16 protein-coding genes are annotated in these 19,398 nt (G+C 70.8%); 5 read left to right on the top strand and 11 right to left on the bottom strand.

Features of this window, described 5'->3' with window-relative positions:
- Positions 1-28: 28 nt before the first annotated feature.
- Entirely contained in the window at positions 29-1,174 is a 1,146-nt protein-coding gene (locus ACMTAK_RS17590; protein ID WP_413807108.1) for an acetate kinase, read from the bottom strand.
- Entirely contained in the window at positions 1,171-3,315 is a 2,145-nt protein-coding gene (gene pta / locus ACMTAK_RS17585; protein ID WP_413807107.1) for a phosphate acetyltransferase, read from the bottom strand. The genes ACMTAK_RS17590 and pta overlap by 4 nt, the downstream gene beginning before the upstream one ends.
- Positions 3,316-3,524: 209 nt before the next feature.
- On the opposite strand from pta, the gene ACMTAK_RS17580 reads away from it, so the two are divergent.
- The 3 genes from ACMTAK_RS17580 to ACMTAK_RS17570 all read left to right on the top strand — a co-directional run bounded on the left by ACMTAK_RS17580 (position 3,525) and on the right by ACMTAK_RS17570 (position 7,263).
- Positions 3,525-4,550: a 6-phosphofructokinase gene (locus ACMTAK_RS17580; protein ID WP_044569825.1), complete on the top strand. Its 1,026-nt coding sequence runs from the start codon at positions 3,525-3,527 to the stop codon at positions 4,548-4,550.
- 173 nt (positions 4,551-4,723) lie between these two features.
- Positions 4,724-6,094, top strand: coding sequence for a hypothetical protein (locus ACMTAK_RS17575; RefSeq protein ID WP_413807106.1), 1,371 nt, complete (start codon positions 4,724-4,726; stop codon positions 6,092-6,094).
- Positions 6,085-7,263, top strand: a complete 1,179-nt coding sequence (locus tag ACMTAK_RS17570; protein WP_413807105.1) for a hypothetical protein — start codon at positions 6,085-6,087, stop codon at positions 7,261-7,263. The genes ACMTAK_RS17575 and ACMTAK_RS17570 overlap by 10 nt, the downstream gene beginning before the upstream one ends.
- A 285-nt stretch (positions 7,264-7,548) precedes the next feature.
- Here the strand turns inward: ACMTAK_RS17570 and ACMTAK_RS17565 are convergent, their stop codons facing one another.
- The 8 genes from ACMTAK_RS17565 to ACMTAK_RS17530 all read right to left on the bottom strand — a co-directional run bounded on the left by ACMTAK_RS17565 (position 7,549) and on the right by ACMTAK_RS17530 (position 17,373).
- Positions 7,549-8,445 carry a carbohydrate ABC transporter permease gene (locus ACMTAK_RS17565; protein ID WP_413807104.1) on the bottom strand — a complete coding sequence of 299 codons (897 nt, stop codon included), beginning with the start codon at positions 8,443-8,445 and terminating at the stop codon, positions 7,549-7,551.
- Positions 8,446-8,571: 126 nt separating this feature from the next.
- Positions 8,572-9,843: an LCP family protein gene (locus ACMTAK_RS17560; protein WP_413807103.1), complete on the bottom strand. Its 1,272-nt coding sequence runs from the start codon at positions 9,841-9,843 to the stop codon at positions 8,572-8,574.
- A gap of 141 nt (positions 9,844-9,984) precedes the next feature.
- The gene (locus ACMTAK_RS17555; protein ID WP_413807102.1) at positions 9,985-12,081 is read right to left on the bottom strand and encodes a glycosyltransferase; all 2,097 of its coding nucleotides are present in this window, start codon (positions 12,079-12,081) and stop codon (positions 9,985-9,987) included.
- Positions 12,082-12,476: 395 nt separating this feature from the next.
- On the bottom strand, positions 12,477-13,418 hold the full coding sequence (locus ACMTAK_RS17550; protein ID WP_413807101.1) for a D-alanyl-D-alanine carboxypeptidase family protein: 942 nt from the start codon (positions 13,416-13,418) through the stop codon (positions 12,477-12,479).
- 697 nt (positions 13,419-14,115) lie between these two features.
- Positions 14,116-14,547 carry a cupin domain-containing protein gene (locus tag ACMTAK_RS17545; RefSeq protein WP_413807100.1) on the bottom strand — a complete coding sequence of 144 codons (432 nt, stop codon included), beginning with the start codon at positions 14,545-14,547 and terminating at the stop codon, positions 14,116-14,118.
- Positions 14,548-14,775: 228 nt separating this feature from the next.
- The gene (locus tag ACMTAK_RS17540) at positions 14,776-16,230 is read right to left on the bottom strand and encodes an FAD-dependent monooxygenase (protein WP_413807099.1); all 1,455 of its coding nucleotides are present in this window, start codon (positions 16,228-16,230) and stop codon (positions 14,776-14,778) included.
- A 33-nt stretch (positions 16,231-16,263) separates the two neighbouring features.
- Complete coding sequence (locus ACMTAK_RS17535) at positions 16,264-16,872, bottom strand: acyl-CoA-like ligand-binding transcription factor (protein WP_413807098.1); 609 nt, start codon at positions 16,870-16,872, stop codon at positions 16,264-16,266.
- Between the two features lie 54 nt (positions 16,873-16,926).
- Positions 16,927-17,373, bottom strand: coding sequence for an ATP-binding protein (locus ACMTAK_RS17530; protein WP_413807097.1), 447 nt, complete (start codon positions 17,371-17,373; stop codon positions 16,927-16,929).
- A 189-nt stretch (positions 17,374-17,562) separates the two neighbouring features.
- Here ACMTAK_RS17530 and ACMTAK_RS17525 point away from each other — a divergent pair, with 189 nt between their 5' ends.
- The gene (locus ACMTAK_RS17525) at positions 17,563-18,426 is read left to right on the top strand and encodes a helix-turn-helix domain-containing protein (protein ID WP_413812923.1); all 864 of its coding nucleotides are present in this window, start codon (positions 17,563-17,565) and stop codon (positions 18,424-18,426) included.
- Between the two features lie 3 nt (positions 18,427-18,429).
- Complete coding sequence (locus tag ACMTAK_RS17520) at positions 18,430-18,639, top strand: DUF397 domain-containing protein (RefSeq protein WP_413807096.1); 210 nt, start codon at positions 18,430-18,432, stop codon at positions 18,637-18,639.
- Here ACMTAK_RS17520 and ACMTAK_RS17515 read toward each other — a convergent pair.
- On the bottom strand, positions 18,620-19,363 hold the full coding sequence (locus ACMTAK_RS17515) for an SDR family oxidoreductase (RefSeq protein WP_413807095.1): 744 nt from the start codon (positions 19,361-19,363) through the stop codon (positions 18,620-18,622). The two genes, ACMTAK_RS17520 and ACMTAK_RS17515, sit on opposite strands and share 20 nt — an antisense overlap.
- Between the last annotated feature and the right edge of the window lie 35 nt (positions 19,364-19,398).

The following is a 19,398-nucleotide window of genomic DNA, read 5'->3' as shown; positions in this document are numbered from 1 at the left end:
CAAGGGCATAGCGGAGCGGAACCGGAGCCTAGGCGCTGACCAGGTGATACGTCTGGCTGGCGATCTCCAGCTCCTCATCGGTGGGCACCACGGCCACCGCGACCCGGCTGGCCTCCGTGGAGATCAGCCGCGCCGTGGCGGAGCGCAGCGCGTTGCGGACGCCGTCCACCTCGATGCCGAACGCGGTGAGGCCGCGCATCGCCGCCTCCCGTACCGCCGCGGAGTTCTCCCCCACACCGGCGGTGAACGCGATGGCGTCCACCCGTCCGAGCACCGCGGTGTACGCGCCCACATACTTCCGCAGTCGGTGGATGTAGATGTCGAAGGCGAGCTGGGCGGCCTCGTCGCCCTCGCCCATCCGGCGGCCGATCTCGCGCATGTCGTTGTCCCCGCACAGCCCGGCCAGCCCGCTGCGCTTGTTGAGCAGCGTGTCGATCTCATCGGTCGACATGCCGCCCACCCGGGAGAGATGGAAGATCGCCGCCGGGTCGATGTCCCCGGACCGGGTACCCATCACCAGGCCCTCCAACGGGGTCAGCCCCATCGAGGTCTCCACGCACACCCCGCCGCGCACCGCCGAGGCACTGGCCCCGTTGCCCAGGTGCAGCACGATGGTGTTGACCTCCGCGGGCTCCTTGCCCAGCAGCTCCGCGGTGGCCCGGGAGACATACGCGTGCGAGGTGCCGTGGAAGCCGTAGCGGCGCACCCCCCAGCGGTCGGCGGTCGCCACGTCGATCGCGTAGCGCGCCGCCGCCTCCGGGATGGTGGAGTGGAACGCCGTGTCGAAGACCGCGACCTGCGGCAGGTCCGGGCGCAGCGAGCGGGCCACCTTGATCCCGGTGACATTGGCCGGGTTGTGCAGCGGGGCCAGCGGGATCAGCTTCTCGATCTCCTCGACCACCTCGTCGGTGATCAGGGTCGGCTCGGTGAACCGGGTGCCGCCGTGCACCACCCGGTGGCCGACCGCCGCCAGCTCGGGCGAGTCGAGACCCAGGCCCTTGGCGGCCAGTTCGTCGGCCACCTGCTTGAGGGCCGCCGCGTGGTCGGTGACGGGGCCCTCCCCGATCCGCTCCACGATGCCGGAGGCCGGACGGGAGCCGTCGGCCATGTCCAGCAGCTGGTACTTCACGGACGAGGAGCCGGAGTTGAGGACGAGGACTCGGGAGCCGTTCACGCGGACTGCGCCTTCTGTGTCGGGGAGGTCGGGGAGGCCGGGGAGGTGGCGGCCGCCGGGGACGCCGGAGACGTGGGGGACTGGGCCTGGATGGCGGTGATCGAGACGGTGTTGACGATGTCCTGTACGAGTGCCCCTCGGGACAGGTCGTTCACCGGCTTGCGCAGGCCCTGGAGCACCGGGCCGACCGCGACGGCGCCCGCCGAGCGCTGCACGGCCTTGTAGGTGTTGTTGCCGGTGTTCAGGTCCGGGAAGATCAGCACGGTGGCCTTGCCCGCCACCTCGGACTCGGGCAGCTTGGTCGCCGCCACCGCGGCGTCCACCGCCGCGTCGTACTGGATCGGGCCCTCGACCAGCAGATCCGGGCGGCGCTCGCGGACCAGCTCGGTCGCCTTGCGCACCTTGTCCACGTCCGCGCCGGAGCCCGAGGTGCCGGTGGAGTACGACAGCATCGCGATCCTCGGCTCCACCCCGAACTGGGCGGCCGTCGTCGCCGACTGGATGGCGATGTCCGCGAGCTGCTCGGCGCCCGGGTCGGGGTTGACCGCGCAGTCGCCGTACACCAGCACCCGGTCGGCCAGGCACATGAAGAAGACCGAGGAGACGATCTGGGCGCCCGGGGCGGTCTTGATGATCTCGAAGGCGGGCCGGATGGTGGCGGCGGTGGAGTGCACCGCGCCCGAGACCATGCCGTCGGCCAGCCCCTCCTGGACCATCAGGGTGCCGAAGTACGACACATCGGCCACCACGTCGTACGCCAGCTCGTAGGAGACGCCCTTGTGGGCGCGCAGCTTCGCGTAGCCCTCCGCGAAGCGCTCCCGCAGCGGAGAGGTCTGCGGATCGATGATCTGCGCCTCAGCGAGCTGGATGCCGAGCTCGGCGGCGCGCTTGCGGATCGAGTCCTCCTCGCCCAGCAGTGTGAGATCGCACACATCGCGGCGGAGCAGTACGTCGGCGGCGCGCAGCACCCGCTCCTCCGCGCCCTCGGGCAGCACCACCCGGCGGCGGTTGGAGCGGGACCGCTCGATCAGCTCGCGCTCGAACATCATCGGGGTGACCCGGCTGGAGCGGCCCACCGAGATGCGCTCGGTCAGCGCCGCGGTGTCCACATGCCGCTCGAAGAGGCCCAGCGCGGTCTCCGCCTTGCGCGGCGCGCTCGCCGTGAGCTTGCCCTCGATGGCGAACAGCTCGGCCGCCGTCGGGAAGGACCCGCCCGCCACCGACACCACCGGGGTCCCCGGGGCCAGCCGCGAGGCAAGCGCCAGGATGTCGGGACCCGGCCGCTCGTCCAGGGTGAGCAGCACCCCGGCGATCGGCGGGGCGCCCGCGCTGTGCGCGGCGAGCGCGCCGACGATCAGGTCGGCGCGGTCCCCGGGCGTCACCACCAGACAGCCCTCGGTCAGTGCGGGCAGGAAGCTCGGCAGCATCGCGCCGCCGAAGACGAAGTCCCGCACATCCCGGGAGAGCCCGGTGTGATCGCCGAGCAGCACCTCGGCGCCCAGGGAGCGGACGATCTGGGAGACGGTGGGCGCCGACAGCGCCCCGTCCTCCGGCAGCACATAGCTGGGGACCGGCAGCTTGGCGGTCAGCCGCTCGGCGATGGCCGCGCGGTCCCCGGGCGCCACCCGGTTGACGACCACCGCGACCACGTCGCAGCCCCGCCCCTCATAGGCGCGGTAGGCGTTGTGGGCCTCGGCACCGGCCGACTCGGCGGTCTGCTTCTGCCCGCCGACCACCGTGATCACCGAGGCGCCGAACTCATTGGCCAGCCGTGCGTTCAGCCCCAGCTCGTCGGGGAGGCTGGTGGCCGCGTAGTCGCTGCCCAGCACCAGGACGTAGTCATACGCGCCGGCGACCTCGTGGAAGCGGCCGACCAGCTGCGAGACCAGTTCGTCGGTGCCCCGCTCGGCCTGGAGCGTCGCCGCGTCTCCGTACGTCATGCCGAAGACGGACTCCGGAGACTGGCTGAGCCGGTAGCGCGCCCGCAGCAGGCCGAAGAGGCGGTCGGGGTCGTCGTGCACCAGGGGGCGGAAGACGCCGACCCGGTCGACATGGCGGGTCAGGAGCTCCATGACTCCCAGCTCCACGACCTGGCGTCCGTCGCCACGCTCGACTCCGGTCACGTACACGCTGCGTGTCACGCGTGCTCTCCGTTCCTCTGGCGTTCGTCGGTGTTTTCCTTATGTGCGCCCAACGGACACAAATCGGCCACATTGACCGGCCCAGTCCTCTTGACAATACCTGCGACCGTGATTAAGGCGCTTGTCGCTCGGGGGATACAGCACCACCCCGCCCATGAAACAATCGGACTGGCTCACATCTACCCGTAGGGAGCAGGAGACACAGCACGATGCGCATCGGAGTTCTCACCGCTGGCGGCGACTGCCCCGGTCTCAACGCTGTGATCCGGTCGGTGGTGCACCGCGCGGTCGCCGGCCACGGAGACGAGGTGATCGGATTCGAGGACGGTTTCAAGGGGCTCCTCGACGGCCGTCACCGCAAGCTCGACCTCGACGCCGTCAGCGGCATCCTCGCCCGCGGCGGCACCATCCTCGGCTCCTCCCGACTGGAGCGCGCCCGGCTGCGCGAGGCGTGCGAGACCTCGAAGGACCACGCCCGGGACTACGGGATAGACGTGCTGATCCCGATCGGCGGCGAGGGCACCCTCACCGCGGCGCGGATGCTCTCCGACGCCGGGCTGCCGATCGTCGGCGTCCCCAAGACGATCGACAACGACATCTCCTCCACCGACCGCACCTTCGGCTTCGACACCGCCGTCGGCGTCGCCACCGAGGCCATGGACCGCCTGAAGACCACCGCCGAATCCCATCAGCGGGTGATGGTCGTCGAGGTCATGGGGCGCCACGCGGGCTGGATCGCGCTGGAGTCCGGGATGGCCGGCGGCGCCCACGGCATCTGCCTGCCGGAGCGGCCCTTCGAGGTCGACGGGCTGGTGAAGATGGTCGAGGAGCGGTTCGCCCGCGGCAAGAAGTTCGCCGTCATCTGCGTCGCCGAGGGCGCGCATCCCGCCGAGGGCTCCATGGATTACCAGAAGGGCGAGATCGACCAGTACGGCCATGAGCGGTTCACCGGGATCGGCAACCGCCTCGCGGCCGAGCTGGAGCGGCGCCTGGGCAAGGAGGCCCGCCCGGTCATCCTGGGGCATGTGCAGCGCGGCGGCACGCCCACCGCGTACGACCGCGTGCTGGCCACCCGCTTCGGCTGGCACGCCGTCGAGGCGGCGCACCGGGGCGACTTCGGCATGATGACCGCGCTGCGCGGCACGGACATCACGATGGTGCCGATCGCCAACGCGGTCACCGAGCTCAAGACCGTGCCGGTGGACCGGATGGACGAGGCCGAGTCGGTCTTCTGATCCGCCACGGCCTTCTGGTGCCCTGTCCCGCGTCCGGGACACGTTCCGCTTCGACCCGGTGGGCTCCGGGGCGAAGGGGTAGCCGGGCTGCCGTGGTGGTTCCGGCCCTCTGGTACTGTCCCCGCCTGATCAAGGGGGGAACTGGTCAGGGGATGTAAGGAGTTACGGGCGGGATGCGTGGTTTATGGGGCCGTGTGTGGCAGCGCCGCACGCCCCTTGTCGTACTGATGGCGGTCGTGGGGATCGCGGGGGCCGTCCTCGTGACCCGGGACAGCGGCGGCGGCCATCTCGCCGCCAACCGGGCCCAGTTGAGGAAGGCATGCGACGGCACCCTGCCGTACGGGGACCTCGAACGGCTGGTGCGTGACGAGCGGCCGGGCGAGCTCAGAGAGCACGGCACGGTACTCGCCCCCGGTCAGGAGAGCCGCTCGTTGCTGGACTGCTCGCTGTCGTGGGGCGACGGCTACGGGGTCACGGTCCACGCCGAGGCGCTGGTCTCCGATGTGCCCGAGGCCGTCGAGACCCGGGACCTCCTCGAACCGGCCGGTGGCCATGGCACGTTCGTGGCGCCGGGCACCACCGGCCAGTACGGGAAGCGGGGTGCCTGGCTGGTGGCCGACTGCCTGGGCGGGCTCGGCGGCCGGGTCCGGCCCACGACCGATCTGTATGTGACGGCCCGGGTGACGGACGGGACCGGCGGGACTGACGGGACCGGCTCGGCAGACGAAGCAGACGAGGCCGACGAAGCAGAGGAACCAGACGAGGCCGACGAGGCGGCAGCGGGGAACGGCAAGCCGGACCGCGCCACCGCGCTCCTCGGCTTCCGTACCGCCGTGCACGTGGCCAACGCCCTCACCAAGGCCCAGCACTGCGGCTCCGGCCCGCTCACCACGCCCACCGCCGTGGTGGACACGGACGAGACTCATGGCGCGCCCGGTCAGGGCCTGCGCAAATGCGAGTGGATCGACGGCTCCTCGCTCCCCGGTGTCGCCTCCGGCTCCTGGACCACCCTCGGCGATCTCCAGGAGTCCACTGCCCAGAGCGCGTGCGCCGGGGAGTGGGACGCGGAGAAGAACGCCGGTGAGCGCCCACGCCCGAAGCAGTGGCAGGTCACCGAGGTCGAGGCGGCCAGCTGGTCGGGGATCCTCGGCCGGTCGGCGTATGACTCCTACGAACGCGAGGGCCATGTGCCCGGGTGGGGAGCGGAGGACGACGAACGCCCCTCCGAGGCCGGTTCCGAGACGGACGCTGATCGTGGTGTGCGGCAGGAGGACCGCGTCTCCTCCTACGCCGGACGGCCCCAACTCGCCCTGTGGGCCCGGTCGGTGTGCGGCGGCCGCACCACCTACCACCGGGTCGCCGTCCTCCCCGAGATCCGGCTCGAGGACGGCGAGACGGCCGTCATCGGCGGCAAGGACCGCGCCAGGCTCTCCACCGCCGCGCGTACGGTCCTGGACCGCTATCTCGACGCCGACAGCGGCTGGCCCGCGTCCGCGAAGTGCCGCGACACCAAGGTGCTCGGGGAGGTGGAGCAGTGGCACTGACCCGGCTCACACTCACCCGGCGACAGGCCCGCGCCCTGGTGGCCGTCGCGGTGGCGCTGGCCGCCCTCACCGGAGCGTTCGTCTGGTTCGCGGGCAGCGAGGACCGGGCGCTGGAAGGGGCCTGCGACGGGGTGCTTCCGGTCGGCGAGGTCCGCGCGGTGCTCGGCGACGACACCGAACTGGACGTCACGAACCGCACCGAGGGCTCCTTCGGCAGGACGGCCGCCAAGGGCGAAGAGGGCGAAGAGGGCGACGAGAACGGCGCCGGGCGGGCCAACTCCCTCTCCGTCCACTGCCGGATCACCGCCGAGGACACCGGCCACATCGCCGTCTCCATCGCGGGCTCGCCCCGCCCCCGCGCCGAGTACGGATACGACGACCTCTACACCGCCGTACCCGCCCGCCGCACGCTCCCCGTCCCCCTCGGCCACGGCTGGTCCGGCCTGTTCGCCACCGACAGCGCACGGCTGGACGACGCCGAGGACGGCACCGCCACCACTGCCGTAACCCTCGACTGCGCCCGGCGCGGCGACAGTCTGCTGATCACCGTCGAGACCGCGCTGCGCGGCCACACCACCCTCGACGACCCCGCCGTCCGCCCCGACTTCGTCCGTACCGCCACCGCGACCGCCGAGGCGGCCAACGACCACTGGGGCTGCGGCGCGCGCCTGGGCAAGCCGGTCCGCACCGTCGGCCTGCCGGTGAACGAGGACGAGTACGAACCGCTGCTGGGCGCCAAGGGCACCTGCGCGGCCGTCCCCACCGCCTCCCGCTCCGCCGTCTCCACCGCCCGCGAGACCGCCCGCGACCGCGCACCGCGCGAGGCCTGCGTCCTCGGCACCCGGGACGGCTCACCGCTCTACCGGCTGGAGGCGTACTACGGCCCCTACGCGGAGGACGCCCGCTCCCAGTACACCCGGGACTACGACTACGAGAACGTGACCCCCGCCGAGCAGCCCGCCGGGCGGCTCGGCCGGAGCGCCTACTGGGCCGGTGCCACCTGCCCGCGCGGCGCCGAGTCCGCTCTCTACCTCATCCGCGCCGACGCCGCCGACGGCGAGACCCGCCGCCGCCCCGACCTCGCCTACGAACGCGCCGCCCTGGCGGCTTTCGCCGCCGCATCGGCCGAACACCACGGCTGCGCGGCGCCGAGCCTGCCCCAGGGCTGAACCACCGGCCGAACGAGGGGGCGTGCGTCGGGCCCTGACGCCTGCGGCGTGCTGTTCCCCTCCCCGCCCCTTCCCACAACTGGGGCTCCGCCCCAGCCCCCGCTCCTCAACCGCCGGAGGGGCTGGGAGGCGGGGCTCCCGCCGCAGACCCCGCTCCTCAAGTGCCGGAGGGGTTGGAAGGTGGGGCTCTCCCCCAGGCCCCGGGGTCCAGGGGCGGGAGCCCTTGGTATCGGGAAGGGGCGGGTAGGGGAAAGACCGGCCGGATACCCCGTGGTGGCGGCGCCGTCATCCCTTGACGGCGCCGCCCAGGGCGAAGCCGCCGCCCAGGCGGCGGGAGATCAGGACGTAGAGCAGGAGCACGGGCGTGGAGTAGAGGATCGAGAAGGCGGCCAGCTGGCCGTAGACGACCTGGCCGTAGTTGCCGAAGAAGGTGAAGATCGATACGGACGCGGGGAGTTGTTCGGGGGAGAGCAGCAGCATGAAGGGGACGAAGAAGTTGCCCCACATCATGATGAAGCTGTAGATCATCACCACCGTGATGCCCGGCCCCATCAGGGGCAGGATCACCCGGATCAGGCTCTGCAGCCAGGACGCGCCGTCGGTCCACGCCGCCTCCTCCAGGATCACCGGCACGCCGTCCATGAAGTTCTTCATCAGCCAGATGGCGAACGGGAGTTGGGAGGCGGCGAGGAAGAGGGCCGTACCGGACATGGTGTCGACGAGGTCCACCTGGACGAAGAGTCCGTAGACCGGAACCATGATCGCGGTGATCGGCAGACAGGTGGTGAAGAGCACCGTCAGCAGATACGGGCGCACGACGCGGGAGCGGAAGCGGGAGAGGGGATAGGCGGCGAGGGCCGCGCAGGCGACGGTCAGGACGGTGGCGCCGCCGCACAGGAGCAGGCTGTTGAGCATCGGTGTGAAGGTGATCTCGTCCGTCCACACCGCCGAGAAGTTGTCCATCGTGGGCGAGCCGGGCGCCGAGACCCGCAGGGTGGCATCGTTGTCGATCGAGGCCAGGACCAGCCAGGCGAGCGGGAGCAGGAACGCGGCGGCGATGAGCAGCAGCGCGGCGTCGGCGGCCAGCCGGCGGCGCAGCCGTGGGGACCAGCGGGGGCCGCCGGTACGGCGCTTGGCGGAGCGGGGCCAGGGGCGGGCGGTGCGGGCGGAGAGCGCGGACAACCTCGGACCTCCTCGCGCGCTTGCGAGCGCAGTCGATCAGCGTCCGTCCATGAAACCGGTTGCCACTCGCGTTGGGGAAGACGCGTGCGCGGTTCGCTCCTTACGGCGTCCCCTTGCGGCGCCTCCTTACGGCGCCGGTGGGGCGATCGTCACCGGCTGGTCGTTCCGCAGCTGGTCGAAGAGGCGCCGCGCCTGTGTCACGTTCCACTGCACCGCGCTGCCCTTGGAGGTCCGGAGGTTGGTGTTGGACACCGGGACGTTGAGCTGCTTGCCGTTGCCCGAGGTGACGCCCTTCACCGCCTCGAACAGGGACATCAGGGTCGGCAGGCTCATGTCCTTGTCCACGATCAGCGTGTCCAGACCCGCGCGTACGGTCGGGAAGGCGGCGAACGGGTTGGCCAGGACGCCCGGTGTGGCGGCCTTGGCCGCGAGCGCGGCCAGGAACTTCTGCTGGTTCCGGGTGCGGCCCAGGTCGCCCTTGGCCTCCTGCTTGCGCTGGCGGACGAACGCGAGCGCCTTCGCGCCGTCGAGGGTGTGGCAGCCCTTCTTCAGGTCCAGCCCGGACTTGGGGTCCTTGATGTCCCGGTCCACACACATCCGCACCCCGCCGACCGCGTCCACGACGTCCACGAACCCGGAGAAGCCGATCTCCGCGTAGTGGTCGATGCGCAGTCCCGTGTTGCGCTCGATGGTCGAGACGAGCAGATCGGGGCCGCCCATCGAATAGGCCGCGTTCAGCTTGTTCTGGGACGGGTTGTAGCGCCTGCCGGTCTCGGGGCGGACGAAACCGGGGATGTTCACCCAGGAGTCGCGCGGCAGGCTCATCATCGTGGTGCCGCCTGCGCCGGTGTGCAGCACCATCATCGAGTCGGTGCGGCGGCCCTCGGCCGATCCGGTGCGCAGGCTCTTCCTGGCCTCCTCGGAAAGGCCCTCCCGGCTGTCGGAGCCCACGATCAGGTAGTTGGTGCCCTTGCCGGGCGGTGGGCGGTCCGGGGCCCTGCCGAGGTCGACCTCGCGGTTGAGCTGGGTGTCGGCCCAGACGTAGGCGCTGCCGGAGGCGAGGAGCAGCGCGGAGACCGCCACGATGGCCAGCCGGACGATCCGGCGGCGCCTGCTCAGCGGCTCCTTGGGGGCGCGGCGCCGGACGGTGGGGGTGAGCACCGGTGGGGGTACGGGTTCGAGGGTGCTGGTCTCGTCGCCCGTCCGGTAGGGGGCCGGTTTGGTGGGCACGCCATGGGGCGCGGGGACGCCACGGGGCGCGGGGACACCCTGGGGTCCTGCTGGCGGCATGCCCTGGGCTCCCTGCACGGGGATGCTCTGCGTGTCCGCCGTGGAGATGTCCCAGGCCCGCGCCGACGGCCGGTCCCCGGCGGCCCACCCGTCCAACCGATCGCTCATGGACGGCAGTCTGCCGAGCGGCCGGAGCCGCCCGCCGTCCATTCATAGAGGTATGACAAGTTCGGTGCCGCGTTGAACGCGGACCCGGTGGCCGTACGTCACCGCGACGCACGTATCCCTCCGTACGTCACCCTCCGTACGTCACCTCGATGTCAGGCTCCGGTGCGCGGGTGCCCCGCCGAGCGCCTGGGCGGCCGTTCCGGAGCGCTGGATGCGGTGCCACCGCAGCCGCGTCCCGAGCAGAAGGGCGACCACGGACTGGATGACCACCAGATACATCAGCTGCCGGTAGACGAAGAGCTGGAACGGCAGCGACCACAGCGCCCGCATCCGTTCCCCGTCCAGCCGCAGTGCGTATCCCGCGCAGACCATCTGGATGGCGAGATAGCCGAACCACACCCCGGCCGCCTCCGCCGGGTCGAGGAAGAGCGCGCCGTACAGGGCGAAGAGGTCGATCACGGGCGCCAGCAGCGGCAGCAGCACCTGGAAGAGCGTGAGATAGCTGAGCCCCCGGCGGCCGAACCGCCCCACCGAGCCCAGCGAGATCATCGCGCGGCGGTGCTTCCACATGGCCTGGAGCGTGCCGTACCCCCAGCGGTACCGCTGGCGCCACAGCTGGCGCAGCGAGGTGGGCACCTCGGTCCAGGCGACGGCGGTCTCCTCGTACACCACCCGCCAGCCCGCCCGCCACAGCGCCATGGTGAGGTCGGTGTCCTCCGCGAGGGTGTCCTCGCTGACCCCGCCGACGCCCATCACCGCGTCCCGCCGGAAGGCCCCGATGGCGCCGGGCACGGTCGGCATGCACTCCAGCACCTCGAACATCCGCCGGTCGAGGTTGAACCCGAAGACGTACTCCAGGTGCTGCCACCTGCCCAGCAGGCTGCGCCGGTTGCCCACCTTGGTGTTGCCGCTGACCGCGCCGATGGCCGGGTGGGCGAGCGGCTGGATGAGCTGGTGGATGGCGTCCGGTTCGAAGACGGTGTCGGCGTCGACCATCACCACGATGTCGTGTTTGGTGTGCACCAGACCGGTGTTGAGGGCCGCCGCCTTGCCCGCGTTGGGCTGCCGGACCACCAGCACCCGGCGGTCCCTGACGCTCGCGGCGATGTCGGCCGTACGGTCCGTCGAGCCGTCGTCGATCACGACCACTTGCAGCCGCTGGTGGGTGGAGGCGAGCAGCGAGCGGATGGTGGCCTCGATGCCCGCCTCCTCGTTGTACGCGGGGATGAGCACCGTCACCGGCTCGTTCACCTCCCGCAGCCAGGGCGCGCCGGGCCGGAAGCGGGTGAGCCGCCGGACGTGGGTACGCGCGAACAGCACGAGCATCAGCAGCCGCAGCACCCCCAGCGCTCCCGCGATCCCCAGCACCCAGGCCATGGTGGACACAAAGCCCCGGCCGATGGCCGCGACCCAGATCAGCGCCTTGCCCTCCCAGCGCTCCAGGCCGGAGACCGGGACGTCGACCGGGGGCACGCCGAGCCCGCCGGTCACGGTGGTGAACTTCTTGGCCCGCGGGTCCTTGAGCAGCTTCTCCGTCTCCTGGTACGCGGTGTCCGTCTGACTGAACTGCCGGACCATCCCCTGCGAGGGCTTCGTGCCCGACCGGTCGGCGGCCACCAGCGCATAGCCCTCCGCCGCCACGCGCCGCGCCGCCTGCCACTCGTCGCCGCACAGCGTGTCCACATCGGTGGTCAGCGGCAGCCGCAGCAGCCTCGGCTGAACCCCCACGGACCCCGCCAGCGCCGACTCGGTCAGGGACAGCTCCATCCGGGAGCGGCTGGCGGACGCCGTGCCCATGTCGGCGCCGGTGTAGGTGTTCGACCCGATCTCATGGCCCTCGGCGCGGATCCGGCGTACGAGGTCGGGGTACTGGGCCGCCTTGGCGCCGGAGACGAAGAACGTGGCCCGCGCGTCGTACCGGCGCAACAGGTCCAGCAGCCGCGGCGTCTGGACGGGGTCAGGACCGCCGTCGTAGGTCAGCGCCACCGTCCCGGCGGGCATTCCCACGGTCCGCACCCGGGCCCCGTTGATCTGCACCACCGGCCCGCCGTCGGCCAGCGCCCGCGGCACCGGGCTGGTGCACGGCCGCCGCGCCTTCGCCGCGTCGACCTCGTGGTTGGTCCAGCCCTGGAACATCAGCAGGCCGAACATGACGGGAAGGACGAGGAGAAGGAGCAGCCAGTGCGCGCGCGGATCACGGGCCGCCTTGTGCCGACCTCCTCGGATTGCATCGCTCATCGGGCGGATCGTCCCCCAGCGGTCGGGGCCGCACGAGCCGCCGCTGTCGGCGCGGCGCGTCTGCGGCCGGGAGCGGCGGCCGTCGGCGCCGCGCACGGGCGGGCGTATACGCGTCGGCCGGATGGGCCGACGCATGAACGGTCGTTCAACATGGACTGGGGATTTCTGAGCCGGTTGCCCTCAAACATGGTCGCTCGCACCGTAGTCACGGGCGCGCAGGGGGATCCGCGAACCGGCGGTTGTGGATAAGAATCGGCTGCCGTTCAACGCGGGGGCGCCGGTTTACGTAATGCGCCGACAGCGTGCCCGTACCCGGCCGGTCGCGACGGTGCCCCGGCCGGAACGGGTCCGGCCGGGGCACCTGGTGGGCCCGTGAGCCCTGCTGTCCGCGGGTGTCAGTCGTGCTGAGCGCCCTTGGGAAGCTGGCGCCACTTCACCTTGGTCTCGGTGTCGTACGTCCAGTCCAGCATCTTCTGCGCGTCCGGGTAGCGGTTCTTCTGGTCGTTGAGAAGGACGCCCACCACCGTGCGGTCATCGCGCTCGGCGGCGAACACCAGGCAGGGGCCGGCGGGGGTGGTGGTCCCCGTCTTCACACCGATCGCGCCCTTGTAGGAGCCCAGGAGCTGGTTGGTGTTGTCCCAGGAGTAGTACCGGGTGTTGCCGTTGGCCGCCGGTGCTTCCTGCTCGGTCGACACCGATCCCACGACGGTGTCGAACGTCTTGTTCTTCATCGCGCGCTCGGTGAGGTGTGCCAGGTCGCGCGGGGTCGTGTAGTTGTCGCTGCGCGGGGCGAGGCCGTCGAAGGAGTCGAACTTGGTGTTCTTCAGCCCCAGGTTGCGCGCCTTCGTGTTCATCTTGGAGATGAACGACTTGGTGCGCTCGTCCGTGGTGGCGCCGGTGCCGAAGGTGTCGGCCAGGGCCATCGCCGCGTCGGCCCCGGACGGGAGCAGCATGGCGTACAGCAGCTGATTGACGGTGAGCTTGTCGCCGGTCTGCAGATCGGCCGTGCTGGCTCCCGCCTCGGCCACGTAATCGCGGTACTCCTGCTTGACCGTGACCTGCTGTTTCAGGTTCAGGCCCTTGGTCTGGAGCACCACGAGAGCGGTCATGATCTTGGTGGTGCTCGCCATCGGGCGCCTGGTGTCGGCGGCCTTGGCCATCAGTTCCTTGTCGGAACCGGTGTCGAGCAGGTAGGCGCCCTTGGCGCTGACCTCCGGCGGCGGCTCGGGGGAGGCCTGAGCCATGGCCACCGGTACCGCGATCGCCGCGGCCACCGTGGAGGCGACGGCCGCCGTTCTCCAGCGGTGGGCCAGTATTCCACGACGTTGTTTAAGCATTCGCCCTCCGCTTCATTTTCAGAGTTGACAGGGGTCGGCGCGCCGCTCACCAACGAACTGACGACGAAAAACCGGGGTGGCGACTTCCAGGGCCACTCCAGTCCGATTTCGCGATGTCGTGGTGAACCCGGCTGTGCACGGGTACGGTCACCGCACGGACTTCGGTGGTTGTGCGGTTGCTCCCGACTGTTAGCTGCAACGGGAAACAGTGGCCCTCGGTTCAATGCCCCGCGGCGTGGCGGCCTGTCGCCGGTCCTGAGCGGCGAGGTGAGATGTCGTTGGGCAGCGGTCCGAGGTTGGCCAGGTGGCCCAGGGCCGGGGCAGCCGTTCAACGCGGGGCCACCGGGTCGCGTAATGCGCCGACAGCGAGGCGCCCCTCGCGCTTCCCCGGTGACGGGAAGCGCGAGGGGCGCTGTGTGTCGCGGTCGCCTTGCCGGTTGCTACGCGTGGACAGTGACCGCCGTGAGGCAGGAGCGAGGCCGGGTTCCGGGTGCCGGAGGTCATCCTGGCCACCCAGGTCTTCCGCGATGTCCGCGCGGCGGACCGGGCCTTCGGATTCGAGGGGCATAGCCGCGACACACGGATACACCGGTTCCAGCGAGAAGACCGCAGCGGAAAAGAGCGCCGTGAATATGCGCGACGCGCGACAAATCAGCGCTTGGGGGGTCTCACTTGGTGTACCGACGAAACCCTTTGGCTACTGGAAGTCACAGCCAGGGTTGGGGGCATCCTCCGACAGCGGTGCACCATGAGGGAGGACATACAGCACGTCCAGGACGACTGGTGTGGTGCCGAGGTTGCGCCCGATGTGAACAGGGCCGGAAGGTTCAGTCAGCGAACTGCCTGACTTGTAGACACCGTCGGACTTGCAAGTGGAGTCGAAGTGGCTGAGCGTTCCCTTCTCGACGTAGCCGTACAGAGTGCCGTCATGGAAGTGCCAGCCGGTGCTCTGACCGGCAGGGATGGTTATCTGGCGCAAGATGTAGTCCCTGCCGCCCACCGTTGTCTGCGAAATGGTCTTGCCGGTCACACCGGGACCAGCCGGTGTCGCCTCGGCCGTGGCGACGCCCGCCAGCGTTGCTGTCGCGGCGAGAGCCGCGATCATTGCAGCCCGGATGCGCTTGTTCATGTCGAAGTCTTTCTCGTCGACGGTTCTCGCCTGGCCGCAGAAGACGCGGCGTCGGCGAACTGCCTGTGCGGCGCGGCCCCAGGTATGCCCAGAGCCCACCGGTCAGTGCCAACGTAGGGCATGGCGTCAAGGTTCAATTGACAAGCAGTCAGAGGTTGAGCCTGAGGACTGTCCGGCCGGGTCCGGCGGGTATCGGACGTCGAGGTGGCGCTGGGAGCCGCGGCGGGTTCAGGCGGCCCGGAACCACATGCCCAGGGCCTCGTGCAGACCCTCGTTCGTGGCGCCCTGCCAGGCGATGTAGCAGTCGGGGCGGAGCAGCAGGGCGGTGTCGAGGCCGGGGACGGTCGCGGTGTCGACGTGGGGGGACCAGGGGCCCGGGTCGAGGGTGCCGGTGGGGTCCAGGAGGAGGGGGCGGGCGGTGCGGGTCAGGTCGCGGAGGCCCGGGAGGTCCGGGGCCCAGTGGCCGACGAGGGGGCCGGTCGCAGGGCCCATGGCGTAGGTGACGTCCGCGCCGGAGAGCAGCCCCGCGATGTGCTGCCGGGTCGTGGGCTGCTCCAGCAGCTCGCCGAACAGCGCGCGCAGCGCCGTCACATCGCCGCCCGGCCGGGTCAGCAGCGACTGGGCCTGCGTGTGCATGGCGACCCGCCGGGCCGCGGGGTGCCGCTCCGACTCGTACGTGTCGAGCAGCCCTTCCGCCGCGTGGCCGCGCACCTCCGCGGCCAGCTTCCAGCCGAGGTTCACCGCGTCCTGGAGGCCCAGGTTGAGCCCCGGGCCGCCGATCGCCGAGTGCACATGCGCCGCGTCGCCGAGCAGCAGGACGCGGCCCGCGCGGTACCGCTCGGCGATCCGGGTGTTGCCGCCGAAGAGCCGCCGCATCAGATGCGGTCCCGGACCGGTCGGCGGGCCGAGGCTGATGTCCGCGCCGAGCACCCGGCGGGCGCTGGCCCGCAGCTCGTCCAGCGACGCCTCGCCCTCGGCCGGCTGCCCCCATTCCACGGTGGTCAGCTTCGGGTCACCGTCCGGGGACGGCGCCCAGGCGATCAGCCCCTGCTCGGTCCGCAGATGCTGGTACGGCGGTATGACGCCGAAACCGGGCACGGCCAGGCCGCCGTCGGCACCGACCGCGTCCGGGTCCACGCTCACATGTCCGGTGCGCGACACCGAGTCGTCCGTCGTCACGCCGGGGAACGCGATTCCGGCGAGCTTCCGGACCGTGCTGCGCCCGCCGTCGGCGCCGACCACGAACTCCGCCTCGATCGGGTCCTGATCGCGCAGCTCGACCGTCACCGACTTCTCGCCCTGCGTCAGGCCGATGACCTCGTGGCCGCGCCGGATGTCGACGCCCAGCTCGGCCGCGCGCCCGGCGAGCATGCGCTCGATCCGGCGCTGCGGCACCAGGAGCGTGTAGAGCGGGTTGTCCGGCAGATCGCTCAGATGGAGCGGGAACGCGCCGAAGGTGAAACGGGGCGCCGGTTCGGGCGTGGTGCCGGGCGCGGTCAGCCGCTCGTAGAGTCCGCGCCGGTCGAGCATGCGGATGACTTGGCCCACGAGGCCGTTCGCGCGCTGCGTGTCGGTTGGTTCGGTGAGGCGCTCCAGGACGACCGGGCGCACACCGGCCAGGGCGAGTTCGCAGGCGAGCATCAGGCCATTGGGCCCCGCGCCTGCGATGACGACCTCTTTCATGAATTCCCCTTCGGGGCAGGTTGGTTGGGGGCTTTACGGGGTGGACAGCCCCGGAGCGATCCGGGCGAGGGCATCCGTGAGCAGCCGGCTCACCGGCACGGCCGCGTCGGTGCGGAGATGGTGGGCGATGGCGGTGTTGACCGCGCCCATGACCGCCGAAGCGACCAGGTGCGGATACAGATCCTGCTCCAGGTCGCCGCCGGTGCGTTCCGCGACGGCCGCCGCGATCTCGGCCTCGGCGACGGCCCCGGCCCGCAGCATCTCGCCCCGCAGGGCCGGTTCCGCGACCATCACCCGCACACCCGCCGTCCACTGCGCCGCGTCGGCGACGGGCGGATGGGCGATCGCCTCCGCGTCCGGCGCGAACTGCCGCAGCACGGAGCCGGTGATCGCGTCCCACAGCGGCTCGTCCGGCCGTTCGCGCAACTCCTCCGCGACGCGCAGACAGCGGTCGAGGTGACGGAACGCGATCGCCTCGGCCTTGCTCGAGAAGTAGTTGTTGAACGTACGCGGCGAGACCCCGGCGGCCTCGGCGATGTCCTCCACCTTGACCTTGTCGAACCCACGCTCCACGGTCAGCCGCACCGCGGCCCAGCTGAGCGCGGCGTGCGTCTGGGCCTTCTTCCGCTCTCGCAGTCCCATACGGCGAGCGTAGCAAAACTTGCTGGCTCCGCAAATATGCGTGGCCCGCAAGTTCTAGGTTGGTGAGGCCGTCAGGTCCAGCTCGGCCCAGGTCTCCTTGCCGACGGTGCGCTCGCGCACGCCCCAGCGGTCCGCGAGGGCGCGGACGATGAGCAGGCCGCGTCCGTGCTTGTCGCGGGGCGACGGGTGGCGTGGGCGGGGGAGCCGCTCGCCCCGGGGGTCGGATACGGCGATCCGCAGGCGGGTCTTGGTGAGCGTGAGCTCCACGCGGAAGAGCCGCCCGGGTACGTGCCCGTGCCGTACGGCGTTGGTGGCCAGCTCGGCCACGATGAGCGCCGTGTCGTCGGCGAGCGCGGGGTGCCCCCACTCGGAGATCAGCCGTGTGGCGTGCCGGCGGGCCCTGGTCACGCTTATCGGTGTCGGGACGTAGTCGACGCGGGACTCCTGGACGAGGGGGTCGCTGGGGTCCGGGATCCGGGGGTCTTGGGGCGCGAATGCCATCGCGTACCTCCAGTGGGCAGGGCAGGGCGGAGTGCGTCCGCCAACTGACGTCCCTGTGCGAGCGGTTCATCACGGACCGTAGCCCTGTCGTCTCGTGGTGCACAAGTTCCTCTTGGAGGATTTCCCCCAATCTGGTTTGCGGCGGCCGCGCCCGGCGGCCAGACTGTGCGCGTGACGACAAGTCAGCCCATGCAGGGCAATAGCACCTCGACCGTTTTGGGACGCAGGCTCGGTGGTGAGCTGACCAAGCTCCGCACCGCGGCGGGCCTGACGCAGACCCACGCCGCCAAGGTGCTCACCGGGTCCACGACCAAGGTCGCCAAGATGGAGGGCGGCTGGGTCCCGATGCGGGACCCGGACATCCGCGCGCTGTGCGAGCTGTACGGCTTGAGCGACCCGGCGGCGGTGGGCGGGTTGCTGGAGCTGGCTCGCGTTGACCGTGAGCGCCGCAAGGCGAAGGGCTGGTGGAATGAGTTCCCGAACCTCGGGGACATGCAGGAATACGTCGCGTTGGAGAACGCGGCAACGAGCATCAGGACGTGGCAGCTCTGCCTGGTGCCTGGCTTGCTCCAAACCCCCGACTACGCACGTGCATTGGCGATGGGCAATTCGACGAAGGGCCACCCCGACAGAGGTGAGACGTTGGTTGCCAGCAGAATCGCGCGACAGCGACGGCTTTCCGAGGAGCCGACTCTCGGCCTGTGGGCGGTGGTCCACGAAAGCGCACTCCGGCATCGTGTCGGCGGTTCGACGGTGATGCGTGACCAGTTGAAACGCCTGGAGGAGGCCACTCAGCAGTCGAACATCACCGTCCAGATCTTGCCGTTCGATGCCGGAGAGCATCTGGGCATGGGCGGGGCATTCAACGTCATCTCGTTCGCGGAGCCGGGAGCCATGGACGTGGTGTATACAGAAACTGCCTTCGGCCAGCTTTGGGTTGAGGGAGGTGACGAAGCCGCTCAGCACCAGGAGCTGTTCGAGAAAATCGCCCACCACGCCCTCGCCGAGTCGGAGAGCAGATCATTCATCGAAGCGCTCCGAGGAGAGATGTGAGCAATGGCGGCTCTTGAGTTCCGGAAGTCCAGCTTCAGCACTGGCGATCGGGAGTGCGTGGAGGTGGCCACGAACGTGCCCGACACCGTGGCGATACGCGACTCCAAGGACCCGGAGGGCCGAATACTCCGGTTCACCCCCGCCGCCTGGGCGGCTTTCCGAGGAGCACTCACCCACGAACCCAAGCGGAGCGTCAGAGCATCGAGCGGGTGAGGCCGCCGTCTACGGCGATCGTGGTGCCCGTGACGTACGAGGCCAACGACGTGGCGAGGAAGCAGACGACGGCCGCGAGTTCGTCCGGTGTGCCGAACCGCCCCATGGGGATGTCGTCCGTGGCGTCCGCCGGCACGCCGTCCGGGTAGAGCTCGCGTGCTCGTGACGTCAGAATCCGGCCGGGTGCCACGCAATTGACCGTGATGGCGTCCGGCGCCAGTTCGTTGGCCAGCGTCTTCAGGTATCCGGTCACCCCGGGCCGGATCAGGTTGGACAGCGCGACCAGTGACGACGGCTCCTTCACCGTGGTCGTCGTCACCGCGACGATCCGGCCGTACGGGCTGTGCCGCAGGTGGGGTACGGCGGCGCCGACCATGCGGACCAGCGGCAGCAGCAGGGTGCGGAACGCGTCGTGCGCGGCGTGCTCGTCGATCTGTAGCGCGTTGCCCGGACGCGGCCCTCCCGTGTTCCACACCAGGATGTCGACACCGCCGAAGCGGCTGACGGTGTGCTCGACGACCCGTTCCGCCGCACCCTCCTCGGAGAGGTCGGCGACCATGGGAACGGCGCCGATACGCGTCGCCTCCGACTCGAGGCTCTCCCGGCGCCGGGCGACGGCGACGACGTTGGCGCCCTCGCCGGACAGGCGTTCCGCTATGGCCAGCCCCAGTCCGGATGAGGCGCCGCAGACGATCGCGGTCCGGCCTTTGAGCATGAGATCCATGGTTGTCCCTCCAAGAGGATGCGGTGGCGGCGAGG

Source organism: Streptomyces lacaronensis, from assembly GCF_047337785.1.
Lineage (GTDB): Bacteria > Actinomycetota > Actinomycetes > Streptomycetales > Streptomycetaceae > Streptomyces > Streptomyces lycopersici.
Note: the sequence above shows the minus strand (reverse complement) of the source record. Positions and strands in the feature narration are given on the sequence as shown.